This is a genomic window from Melissococcus plutonius ATCC 35311, from assembly GCF_000270185.1.
Taxonomy (GTDB): domain Bacteria; phylum Bacillota; class Bacilli; order Lactobacillales; family Enterococcaceae; genus Melissococcus; species Melissococcus plutonius.
In genome coordinates, this window is sequence record NC_015516.1 from 203,553 (window position 1) to 216,141 (window position 12,589).

The following is a 12,589-nucleotide window of genomic DNA, read 5'->3' on the forward strand; positions in this document are numbered from 1 at the left end:
AACGAAGCAATTAAATCAAGAAAAAAATGACTTACCTGTACAAACAGAACGGGGGGTTATGATAGATATCGGTAGAAAGTTTTATACGATTGAAATGTTGCAGGCGTTAATTGATTATATGGAAACTTTAAAAATGAATGTTCTACAATTACATTTTTCGGAGAATGAAGGATTTCGATTAGAATGTCAAACTATGCCAGAATTGACTTCAAAGGAATACCTAACAAAGAAAGATATTACTAGCTTAATTCATTATGCTGATGTTCGAAATATTATGATCATTCCTGAATTTGATAGTCCAGGCCATTTAAAAAGGTTGCTGACATTACATCCAGAATTCCAAATGAGTACTTTTGCTCACAATAAAGGATATTTAGATGATCCACTATTTGATATTACAAATCCACAGGCAGTAAGATTAATCAAAGAAATTATTCAGGAGTACATTGAACTGTTTTCTACTACACATTATTTTCATTTGGGTGCAGATGAATATCTGAATTTTAACGAATTAGCAAATTATCCACTCCTACAAGCAAATGCTCAAAAAAAATATAAGAATAAAGAATTAGGTTATGATTTATTTATTGATTATATAAATGAACTAGCAGATAAGGTAGAAGAAAACGGTTTGATCGCTAGGGTTTGGAATGATGGTTTTTATAAAACAGATGAATTATCAAAAAATAAATTAAAATCAACGATCCAAATTACCTACTGGACACATTATCAAAAGCAAATGGCGACTGTTCAAACGTTTATTGAAAAAGGACATAAAATTTTGAATTTTAATGACAATTTTTTCTATTTTGTTTTGGGAGAAGAAGCCGGTTATAAATATTCAACTGGCGAGAAAATCAAAGAAAACTGGACAATAAATGTGTTCTCAGGAAACCAACAACTTTCTAAAAGAGACATGCGGCAAGTTATAGGCACCTATTTTGCAATTTGGAGTGACAATTCAGATGCATTAACCGAGACAGAAGTATTAACACGTATTAAAGAGCCTTTAAAAGAACAACAAAAAAAGATTTGGCAGTATTAAATAGGATAAAAAATAAACAAGGTATTGAAGTGAAAGAATAGGCAGAAAAAGTTTATTTATTTACGTGAATACTTTGTTTTATTTTTGTATGTTCAAACAAATTAATAAAAAAATAATTACATAAGAACAAGTAAGACTATTTTCTTTCAATAAGCTATTTCCATTTTTATTAAGTAAAATTGTTATTGAACATGACAATTTATTTGATGAGATTCCAAAATTTCTTTAAAATAATTTAATTCTTCTGTGTGTAATTGAGGTATATTTTTAAATAGGTAGTTACGATTTAGATGGCTATATTTTTCTTCACCAAATTGATGAAAGGGTAAAAGCTCTACTTTTTTTATTCCAAATAGATGAAATAATTCAGCAAAGTTTTTTGCATCATCTATACTATTATTGAAGTTTGGAATAACAGGAATTCGAATGATTAAATTTGTGTTATTTTCTAAAGCAATTTCTAAATTTTTTAAAATTTGTTTATTTGATACACCGATATTTTGTTGGTGTTTCTTAGAATCATAGTGTTTAACGTCAAAGTACAAAAGGTCAACATGTTTAATAAAATCTGCAAAAATCTTGGGTTTTGCATAACCAGTTGTTTCGCCCGCAGTATGAATTTTCTTTGCTTGTAGTTCTTTTAATAGCTGAATAACAAATTCAGACTGATATAAAATTTCTCCACCGGATAGAGTCACACCGCCACCGGATTCTTCATAAAAAGGTTGATCCTTTATAATTTCTTCCATAATCTCTTCTAATGATTGATAATTACCAATTAGTTCATATTGGTGTTTTTTAGTATCCCACATTGGTTCTTGAGAACCATTTTGTGATTCTGGATTAGAACACCATTGACAATTTAGCGGACAACCCTTAAAAAAAACAACAGTTCGAATACCCGGACCATCATGAATGCTAAATTTTTGAATATTAAAGATACATGCTTTGTTATTCATAAAATTTTCCTCCTTATTTTGTCTATTTCATTATAGCATTTGAATATTCGAACGTAAAAAAAATAGTTATGAATGAAAACAATAATATAAATGAATTGTTCCTTTTATTTATTCATGGTATCTTTTGGTAAACCACAAATGAATGGGAGATAAAAATGACAAGAGAAGAAAAAATTATTTCTATCGTTAGTAAAAGTAAAAAAATTACCGTTAATGCTTTAGCTCAATATCTGGGCGTATCAAAAGTAACTATTCGCAAGGACTTAGATAAGTTAGAAACAAGAGGAATTATACATAGGCAACATGGCTTTGCTCTTTTAAACAGTCAAGATGACATGAATTATCACCTAGCACAAAATTATGAACTTAAAAGAAAAATTGCTCAAACAGCTGCTTCACTTGTAAAAGATGGCGATAGTGTAATGATCGAATCAGGTGCTACTTGTACACTACTTGCCGAAGAATTGGCGTATCATAAAGATGAGGTAACGATTATTACAAATTCCTGTTTTATTGCTGCTTATATTCGAAAAGCTAAAAATGTAAACATTATTCTTTTGGGAGGAGAATACCAAAAAGAATCCCAGGTAAATGTTGGACCTTTGGTAAAAAAATATGTTGATGAATTTTATGTAGATAAATTATTTGTAGGTATTGATGGTTTTGATGAAAAACGCGGATTTACTAGCAATAATCTTGCAAGATGTGACGCTTCAAAAGCATTGGTACAAGCAGCTAGAGAGACAATTATTTTAACGGATTCAACCAAATTTAATCAAACAGGGATCATCTCTGGCTTTTCTTTCGGTGAAATTACCAAACTGTACACAGATAAGAAAATAAATGAGACGACGGCAAAATTTATCAAATCAAAAGGAATTGAATTGGTTCTTTGTTAATTTTATTTATATTGATTTTTTCATATTACTAGTGATTGATAAATATTTATGCTACAATTTTTTCAAAAGAAACTAAAATAATTTCGAATGAAAGAAAGGGAATTGATATGAAAATGAAACAGACAACCATTCAAACCCTTTTTTTGGTGAATTAACACTACGTATGAAAAAGTATAGAGAAAACGTGTTATCACAAAAATCCTATGTTTGTGCTGAACGAGCGACTTTAGCAACAGCAGCTTATAAGAAACACTTAGCACAACCAACAGTTTTAAAGCGTGCTTATATGCTTGAAACAATTCTAATGAACATGCATATTTATATTGAAGAAGAATCTTTGCTAGCGGGAAATCAGACGATTGCCAATCGCTGTGCACCAATTTTTTCCTGAATATGCTATGGATTGGGTGATAGATGAGTTAGACGATTTTGAAAAAAGAGATGGTGATATTTTTTATATTACTGAAGAGACAAAAAATGAACTTCAAGCCATTGCTGAATTTTGGAAAAATAACACAACAAAAGACAAAGGATTGGCGGCTATTCCACCAGAAAGCCGTATCTTTTATGATCTTGGTATTATTAAAGCAGAAGGGAATATAACTTCTGGTGATGCCCATATTGCTGTCGACTATAAGTCTGTTTTAAAAAAGGGCCTAGTCGATTATGAACGACGTGTGAATGAATTAATGAAAGGGCTTGACTTAACCAAGGTAGATGAACAGGAAAAATTATATTTTTATGAAGCTGTTTTAATTGTTATTCAAGCAGTGAGGAATTTTGCCAAGCGATATGCCAATCTAGCTAGAGAACAAGCGCATCATGCTTCTCAAGGTCGTGCAAAAGAATTAAATGCAATGGCAGTTATTTTAGATAAAGTTCCTTATTACCCGGCAGAAAATTTTTATGAAGCGGTTCAATCTCTTTGGTTGATTCAGCTGGTTTTACAAATTGAATCGAATGGTCATTCACTTTCTTATGGTAGAATGGATCAATATTTATTTCCCTATTTAGAGAATGATCTGAATTGTAAGCGAATAACGGAAGATAAAGCAACAGAATTATTGACAAATTTATGGATTAAAACAATGACAATTAATAAAATTCGTAGTTGGTCACACACACAATTTAGTGCAGGTAGTCCCCTATATCAGAATGTAACAATTGGCGGACAAACACCCGATAAGAAAGATGCTGTTAATGCTTTATCCTATTTAATTTTACGTAGTGTTGCACAAACAAAATTACCACAACCAAATTTAACTGTTAGATATCATTCCAAATTGGATCATTCCTTTATGCGTACTTGTGTTGAAGTGATTCGCCTTGGTATCGGGATGCCGGCTTTTAATAATGATGAAATTATTATTCCTTCCTTTATTGAAAAAGGAGTTAAAGAAGAAGATGCCTATAATTATAGTGCCATTGGTTGTGTCGAAACAGCTGTTCCAGGGAAATGGGGCTATCGTTGTACATGGATGAGTTTTATTAATTTTCCAAAGACTTTATTGATTACTATGAATGATGGTGTAGATCCAGAAAGCAATACTAGATTAATAAAGGGATTTGGTCACTTTAAAGAAATGCATTCTTACGAAGAATTACAGATTGCTTGGGACCATACAATTCGTGAATTCACTCGCCATAGTGTCATTATTGAGAACAGTTGTGATAGTGTTTTGGAAAAAGATGTTCCAGATATTTTATGTTCTGCCTTAACTGAGGATTGTATCGGACGAGGTAAAACAATTAAAGCTGGTGGTGCAATTTATGATTATGTTAGTGGACTTCAAGTTGGCATTGCAAATTTGGCAGATTCATTGGCTGCTATTAAAAAGCTAGTTTTTGAAGAGAGAAAAATTACGACAATTGAATTATGGGAAGCTCTAATGAATAATTTTGCTGGTAAAAGGGGACATCAAATTCAAAACTTATTATTACACGAGGCACCAAAATATGGGAATGATGATGATTTTGTTGATCAATTAATAGTGACAGCCTATGCCAGTTATATTGATGAAATCAAAAAATATCCGAATACACGTTTTGGACGTGGACCAATTGGAGGTGTTCGTTACGCTGGAACTTCTTCCATCTCGGCGAATGTTGGACAAGGAAAAGGAACGTTGGCAACACCCGATGGTCGAAATGCAGGTATGCCTTTAGCGGAAGGTTGTTCACCCGCCCATGCCATGGATAGACATGGACCAACAGCCGTAATGAAGACAGTAGCAAAGTTACCAACAAAAGAGATTACAGGTGGTGTTTTGTTAAATCAAAAAATAACACCACAAATCCTTATGAAAGAAGAAGATAAAGATAAATTGATACTACTATTACAAACATTTTTTAACCGCTTACTTGGCTATCATATTCAATACAATGTTGTTTCAAAAGAGACATTAATAGATGCACAAAAACACCCAGAAAAACATCGCGAGTTAATTGTTCGGGTAGCAGGTTATTCAGCATTCTTTACCGTACTATCCAAAACAACACAGGAGGATATCATTGAACGAACAGAACATGTACTTTAATTAAGTTATTATTCTTAATAATATGGTTAAGAAAATCCTTCCATTAGAAAATGATTTGGCAGCTAGATTTAATGGAAAAAATCTAAAATAAAAATTTATTTATTCTCAATTCGTTAAACATCTGATAGGAAACAACCTATCAAAAATACTATAATTTAATTATATTACCTAAATTAGTAAAGAAAGTTGAATTAAAAGGAGCTTTTAATCATGGAATTTATGCTTGACACAGTAAATATTGAAGAGATTAAGCAATATCAAAAAATAATTTCCTTAAGAGGAGTTACGTCAAATCCATCTATTATAAAACAAAGTGGGAAAATGAACTTTTTTGAACGCATGAGAGAAATTCGGGAAATTATTGGATACAATTCATCATTACATGTTCAACTTGTTGCTACTGATTATGATGGAATGTTAAAAGATGCGGAAACACTCTTAAATCAGATTGATACAGATCTATTTATTAAGTTACCAGTGAATGAAGTAGGATTAAAAGTTATGAATGAATTAAGGGAATGGCCTTGTCATATAACAGCTACAGCAATCTATACAAAGTTTCAAGCTTATCTAGCAATTGCTAACCATGTTGATTATGTTGCTCCCTATTTTAATCGGATGGAAAATCTAGCGATTGATCCTCAAGAAACCATTCGCCAAATTGCCAATATTATTGAGCAAACAGGAAGCAAAACAAAAATTTTGGCGGCAAGTTTTAAGAATGTTTCACAGGTAACTACTGCTTTAGAAAATGGTGCTCATGCGGTTACTATTAATACCAATATTATTCAACAAGTATTAGAAATGCCGGTTATTGAAAAAGCAATTCAAAATTTCTTAGAAGATTGGATTGCAGTTTTTGGTGACAAACAGACCATTGCTGCTTTGAATGGTTAAATTAATTGGTTAATTTTATGAGTATTAATTTTGAACTGGTTAATTGCTCTGAAAATAACTATTAAAAAATGAATAACTAAATAAAAACCAGATGATTCTTTTCAAGTATTGATTAAGAATTGTTTGGTTTTTGAATTATAAAAACATTTTTTATTGATAGATTTTTAATTTATTATTTAAATTATTATTTTTTTATTTGCTAAATAGGTATATGATAAGAATAAGGGGGGAAGTGTTAAGAAAGGAGAGAATAGTTAATGAGGACTTATTAGTATTCATTCTTCTTTGAATAATTTTAATTTATTGATTTATTTTTAAAATTAAATAAATATTCTAAATAAAACTATAAAGGAGGATTAAAAATGAAAAAGAAACAGATATATAACTTGTTCATTGTATGCGCATTATTTTGTATTTTTATAGGTGAATTGTCTGCTAAAACTGTCTGGGGAGAAAAAAACCAGATAGGGAATAAGCAATTGGCTAAAAAAAATGATCAGCAAAATGAACAAGCAAATTTGTGGGAATTAGATTTTTCTAAGGGGGTTATTGGTAATTGGCAAGATATTGTTGGTCGAACGAAGCGAGAGATCGTAAAAGATACCTTGCAGATTTCAAGAGATACAGCAGTCGATAATAATGCAGTCACCATTAATACGGATTCACCAAAATTGGCAGATGGTGAAGTAGAGACAAAATTTAAAATGATGAATGGTAATGCTCGAATTGGTGTGGTGATCCGATCAACTCTAACAGGAAACTGGGTATTTGTTGGTTATAATAATGGAAATTGGTTAGTGGAAAAACCAGGTGCCTGGAATGATATAATCAAGGGACCAACGTTAAATGAGAACACAACCTATATTTTCAAAGCACGCTATGAAGGTACAAAGATCACTATGTGGTTAAATGGAGTGGAATTTTATTCTGGTAGTCCTGTTTTAAATGATGGTAGCAAATTACAAATAAATGCCGGTTATATCGGTGTCCGTACTTGGTACGATAATAAAATTATTCAATTCGATCAGGTACCTATTTTACCTGAAAAGGTAAAAGCACATTATAATACAGGCACAATCAAGGAAGTTGGTGTTAAATGGGAAGCCATCGATCCAAAACTATATGATCATGCAGGAGAATTTGAAGTCACAGGTCAGGTAGAAGGAACAACGATTCCAGCAAAAGTACTCATTCGTGTCATTAATGATGGAGAAGTAGAGAAAGGCAAAGAAATTCATTCAAAAGATTTGGCAGCAATTATTGATCCAAATTTTCCAAGAATTTTACGGTATGTTGATCCAAAAGATCAATCATTAATCTTTAATGAACAAACGGAAAAAATAAATAAAATTGTCATTGATGGTACTGAGTATGCTGCAACTGCCTCTATTCAAAATAGTACAAATGATAGTGCTACCTATACCGTTCAAATCCCTAAAATAAATGTCACTTTTGATGTAGTATTTACTGTTTCAGAAGGAAAAGAAGTAAAAATGGAAATTACGCATGTGAAAGAATCCGATTCACTTATTCATACCATTTTAATACCAGAGCAAGGCCTACTTTCTTTAAATGGTATGGAACCTGGTGCTGCCTTTGCTGGAGAGACAATGTATACGGGAAAGAATACAAGCAATTATAATAAAACAGGTGACGTTTTTGAGGATTTAATAACAAATACAAAAGTAGAAAAAAAGAAATATCATTATGCTTTTCTAAATACAACTAAATATGCAGCAAGCATTTGGACAAATGCCTATGGTGATGACAAAAATGATAATGAAGACGACGCACGAATTTATAAGGAAACTAAAGAAACAGAGAAAGGATATATTACAACCCTTTCTAGTGGAACATTTACTTATCGACCTTATGATGGGACAACTACTTCACTGACAAATGATAAATCAACCATTAAAGTTAAATTTTCTGGCGATTTAAATGGAGATAATCGGGTAGATTGGCAAGATGCAGCAATTAATTATCGTTCAATCATGAATAATCCCAAGGGTGGTGAAAAGGTACCGGAATTGGTTAATCAACGTATTCCCTTCAATTTTGCTTCACAAGCAACAAATCCATTTTTAACTACATTAGATGAAACGAAACGAGTTTATAATTTAACTGATGGTCTAGGACAAATGGTTTTACTCAAAGGCTACCAAAATGAAGGACATGATTCTGCTCACCCGGACTATGGTTCAATTGGTTTAAGACCGGGTGGAAAAGAAGCAATCAATACGTTAATTAATGAAGGACATAAACTGAATGCAATTTTTGGTGCACATATCAATGATACAGAAGCCTATCCAGAAGCTAAAAGCTTTAATGACAAACTCGTTGATTTCTCTCAAAAAGGCTGGGATTGGTTAGATTCTTCCTATTATATCAACCAACGTTTTGATGCCTTAACCGAAAGCCGTGTGAATCGATTACAGGAATTAAAGAAAAATGTTCCCAATTTAGATTTTATCTATGTAGATGTTTGGGGAAATCGTGGTGAATCAGGTTGGAGTAGCAGGAAATTTGCAAAAGAAATAAACCAGAATGGCTTTATACTCACAAATGAATTTCCAAATGCTTTAGAATATGATTCTATCTGGAATCATTGGTCAGCTGATAAAAACTATGGTGGCGATAATCTAAAAGGATTTAATAGTACCATTGTTCGCTTTATTCGCAACCATCAAAAAGACACCTGGGTAATCTCTGATAATCCATTGCTAGGTGGTACGGAATTAGAAGCTTATGAAGGTTGGATTGGAAAAATAAATTTTAATACCTACAAAGAAAAAACATTTTCTATTAATATACCAACAAAATTTTTACAGCATTATCAAATTATGAAATGGGATACAAAAACAGCAGAAGATGGACAAATTCATGGAACGATACAATTATATGATCATTCAAATAAGGTGACAGTGACAGACAATAATAACAGCCATGAACGAATCATAACATTAAATGGTATAAAAGTTTTACAAGGAAAGAACTACCTATTACCTTGGAAGATGAATGGTGAAGCTAAATTTTATCATTGGAATGAAACAGGTGGAGAAACGACCTGGCAATTACCAAATAATTTTTTGGGACAACCCTTACATTTATATGAATTAACCGATCAAGGTAGGATCGATAGAGGAATACCTACAATTATTGGTAATCAGGTGCATATCAATGCTAAGGCAAAAACACCTTATGTATTAACGGCCAACAAACAAACAAAAGAGATAGAATTTGGTAGTTATACACCAATAAAAGATCCCGGATTTAATGCAAAGGATACCTTAAAAAATAATTGGAAAGTTGAGAAGGGAGATCCTAAAATTATTAAAGATTCAAATGGCACGAATGCTCTTGTAGCTGGACAACAAGCGATGGTAGTATCACAACACTTACAGCCATTGGCTATTGGAAAATATAGTGTTTATATAAATACAGAAACGCATAATCGTCAGGTCAATATGAGATTAGCTGTTGATTGAAAAGAATATTCAAGTAATTTTAATCGTTCGCTCGTTCAAAATTATATTCAGGCGGATGCCAATCATACACAAGGATCTTTTCCTCAATATATGCAAAAAACGCGGATAGATTTTGAAATTACTAAAGATAATCCAAATATTATTTTATATTTAGAGGCAGAAAAACAACCTAAAGAGGCAACAATGGCGACAAAATTTAATGCTATTCGGGTAGTTACCAGACAAACAGACATTACAAATAAGGAACCAAAAATAGTAATAAAACAGGATTTTGAGGATACACAAGCTATTGGTCTTTATCCATTTATCAAAGTAGAAGCGGGTGTGGTAGAAGATCCACGTATCCATTTATCTGAAAAACATGAACCATATACCCAGTATGGTTGAAATAATAACAAGATATCGGATATTTTGAATGGCAATTGGTCTTTAAAAGCGCATAAACAAGCTAGAGGAATGATGATTCAAACAACGCCTCAAACCATTAAATTTCACCCTAATGAAAAATATACAATTAGCTTTGACTATCAGACAGATGGATCAAATAACTTTTACTATGGAGTATTTGATAAAGAATTTAATAATCAAGAATAAACAACTTGGAACCAAAATCATTGGCTGTTGGCTCCAGCATCGACAGATGGGAAAACAAAACATATTACCTATTCAGTTACTGGAACAGCAAATGGTGATATGATGTTTGGTTTTTATACAGCAGGTGGTGCATACGACCTAATTATTGATAATTTTAAAGTCTCAAAAGATTGAGAGATGATTATTGTAAGAAGTGCTTATCTCTATTATCTTGCATAAAAAATTAACGAGGCGATTTTGTACAGATGATTCAACAATCTAATGATTAATCAATAGTTTTGGCTAACCTATTGATAAAATGAGAAGACAATGAATAAAATAGTTTAATTAAGAATTATTTTTGGTAAAAATCAAAAGAATTTTTCATTATTAGTTAAATATATTTATCAAAAAACAACACAAACAGAAAATATTAACAAAATTTTTCTATTTGTGTTGTTTTTTTATTTGATTAATTTTTTAATTAATTTTTGATCATCTATAACTAGATAGTGAGCTTTTTAAAAAATACATAAATCAATAAATTATTTATCAGGAATGAATAATACATTATAAACCCTCTTTTATTTTATCTATGATGATGCATTCAATTGAGTTAACCTATAGTGCTTTCGATACTCATTCGGTGAAATCTTTTCTTTTTTCTTAAATAAATAACTAAAATAATTTGGATCATTATAACCAATATCTATTGTAATACTGGCCAGTTTATCATCTGTTTCTTTCAATAATTTTTTTGCATAAGAGATACGTTGATTAATTAAATATTCAATAAATGTACAATTCATCGATTGAGAAAAAATAGTACTAAAATGAGATGGACTTAAAGAAACTTCATCTGCAACAGAATGCAAGGAAATGTCTGGATCATTAAAATGAGCTTCTATATAGTCAAGTGCTTTTTGAATGATGGGTTTATATTTAATCATAGATGGGTTTATTTGATTGGTCATCAAGTAATCAAATAGTTGAGTTAATAATGCTTGATAATCATCAATAGAAACGGATAGAGAAGAAAGATAATCCATATTGCTTAACTTATCTAAATTAAAAGGACATTGCTCATTCGTCCTTTTTTGTAGGAGGTTAATAAGCTCAGTTAAAATAAAAAAGCGGTAGAGCCGATTTTGCTCATCTGTTTCTCCTGTTTGGCCAGTCAATTCAACAATTAAAGCATTACGATTTTCTGGTTTTAGAGAAGCGATTTTATTAGCCAAATCTATTTTGAATAGATTCACTGATGAAATGGAATTGTCTTTTATATCATCTTCGTAACTAATGACTTTATCTATTCTAAGATTGCTATGTGTATGAATCAATTGTTCAGTAATTATAAAAGATGTTTTGATTTCACTGATACGTTCAACCACCGATCTGAAAGCGATAACAATTTCATAGGTACTTTCTTTTTCCAATTCGTGAATTAAGGTATTTGCCAGCTGATAACATTTTCCCAATAGTGACTTTTTATTCGAATGGCTAACTAGGAATTTTATATAATTTGATGAGATACTAGAAAAGATTAAGTGTTCATCATTTCCAAATAGATAGTTTAAATATTCAGAAAAGCGATAATAGTCTGCGAATTTTACGTCATATTTATTGGTAGCTAGCAAAACAGTATATTTTTTCCCTACAAAATTTCGTTTGAAATTCTGACTTTCCTCTAAGAACTCTTGCATGGATAACTCTCCCTTAAAAAGGCCATTAAGAAAGTGATTCTTTTTAATATCTATTATAAAATTTTGAGAATAATCAGCTGGATGAATCATAGTATTCTTCAGGCTTTCCAGTTTTTCAATCCCCTTTTTTAAAGAAAAGTATAATTCTTCCTTTTTAATTGGTTTAAGTAAATATTCATCGACACCTAGTTGAATGGCTGTTTTTGCATAGTCAAAATCATTAAAGCCACTGATAAAAATAATTCTTAACCAAGGAAAATATTTTTTAGCTTCTTTTGCTAAAAGTAAACCATTCATAAAAGGCATGCGAATATCTGTAATTAGAATATCTGGTTTTACATCTAACATCATTGCAAGACCCATCTCACCATCTGAAGCTTCACCGGCAAAACGAATCGGCAAGTCAGATTTAAAGGAAAGTAGTAATTTTCTTAAATGGTCACAAATCAGGTGTTCATCTTCTACAATAAAAACTTTATACATAATTT

At 31.3% G+C, this 12,589-nt stretch carries 7 protein-coding genes and 2 pseudogenes; 7 read left to right on the forward strand and 2 right to left on the reverse strand.

Translation table 11 applies throughout. The features are described from left to right. Nucleotides 1-58: 58 nt before the first annotated feature. A complete protein-coding gene (locus MPTP_RS00935; RefSeq protein WP_013773135.1) occupies nt 59-1,045 on the forward strand; it encodes a family 20 glycosylhydrolase in 987 nt (328 codons plus the stop codon). A gap of 182 nt (nt 1,046-1,227) precedes the next feature. Here the strand turns inward: MPTP_RS00935 and MPTP_RS00940 are convergent, their stop codons facing one another. Further along, nucleotides 1,228-2,004, reverse strand: coding sequence for a glycyl-radical enzyme activating protein (locus MPTP_RS00940; RefSeq protein WP_013773136.1), 777 nt, complete (start codon nt 2,002-2,004; stop codon nt 1,228-1,230). 155 nt (nt 2,005-2,159) lie between these two features. Here MPTP_RS00940 and MPTP_RS00945 point away from each other — a divergent pair, with 155 nt between their 5' ends. The 6 genes and pseudogenes from MPTP_RS00945 (at nt 2,160) to MPTP_RS09820 (ending at nt 10,593) form a co-directional block, all read left to right on the forward strand. Further along, nucleotides 2,160-2,903: a DeoR/GlpR family DNA-binding transcription regulator gene (locus tag MPTP_RS00945; protein ID WP_013773137.1), complete on the forward strand. Its 744-nt coding sequence runs from the start codon at nt 2,160-2,162 to the stop codon at nt 2,901-2,903. Between the two features lie 163 nt (nt 2,904-3,066). Next, nucleotides 3,067-5,440: pseudogene (locus MPTP_RS00950) on the forward strand (glycyl radical protein). Between the two features lie 210 nt (nt 5,441-5,650). After that, nucleotides 5,651-6,337, forward strand: a complete 687-nt coding sequence (locus MPTP_RS00955; RefSeq protein ID WP_013773141.1) for a fructose-6-phosphate aldolase — start codon at nt 5,651-5,653, stop codon at nt 6,335-6,337. A 362-nt stretch (nt 6,338-6,699) separates the two neighbouring features. Then, the gene (locus MPTP_RS00960; protein WP_231849649.1) at nt 6,700-9,825 is read left to right on the forward strand and encodes an endo-alpha-N-acetylgalactosaminidase family protein; all 3,126 of its coding nucleotides are present in this window, start codon (nt 6,700-6,702) and stop codon (nt 9,823-9,825) included. Nucleotides 9,826-9,840: 15 nt separating this feature from the next. Beyond that, nucleotides 9,841-10,419 (forward strand): annotated as a pseudogene (locus MPTP_RS10330) (endo-alpha-N-acetylgalactosaminidase family protein); the annotation flags it as partial. 27 nt (nt 10,420-10,446) lie between these two features. Then, complete coding sequence (locus MPTP_RS09820; protein ID WP_013773142.1) at nt 10,447-10,593, forward strand: hypothetical protein; 147 nt, start codon at nt 10,447-10,449, stop codon at nt 10,591-10,593. A 398-nt stretch (nt 10,594-10,991) separates the two neighbouring features. On the opposite strand, the gene MPTP_RS00965 is transcribed toward MPTP_RS09820, so the two are convergent. Continuing rightward, nucleotides 10,992-12,584 (reverse strand): response regulator transcription factor, encoded by a 1,593-nt coding sequence (locus tag MPTP_RS00965; protein WP_013773143.1) that lies wholly within the window; start codon nt 12,582-12,584, stop codon nt 10,992-10,994. Between the last annotated feature and the right edge of the window lie 5 nt (nt 12,585-12,589).

Coding starts and splice junctions, on each gene's coding strand:
- MPTP_RS00935 (WP_013773135.1), top strand. CDS start 59: ATGATAGATATCGGTAGAAAGTTTTATACGATTGAAATGTTGCAGGCG.
- MPTP_RS00940 (WP_013773136.1), bottom strand. CDS start 2,004: ATGAATAACAAAGCATGTATCTTTAATATTCAAAAATTTAGCATTCAT.
- MPTP_RS00955 (WP_013773141.1), top strand. CDS start 5,651: ATGGAATTTATGCTTGACACAGTAAATATTGAAGAGATTAAGCAATAT.
- MPTP_RS00960 (WP_231849649.1), top strand. CDS start 6,700: ATGAAAAAGAAACAGATATATAACTTGTTCATTGTATGCGCATTATTT.
- MPTP_RS00965 (WP_013773143.1), bottom strand. CDS start 12,584: ATGTATAAAGTTTTTATTGTAGAAGATGAACACCTGATTTGTGACCAT.
- MPTP_RS00945 (WP_013773137.1), top strand. CDS start 2,160: ATGACAAGAGAAGAAAAAATTATTTCTATCGTTAGTAAAAGTAAAAAA.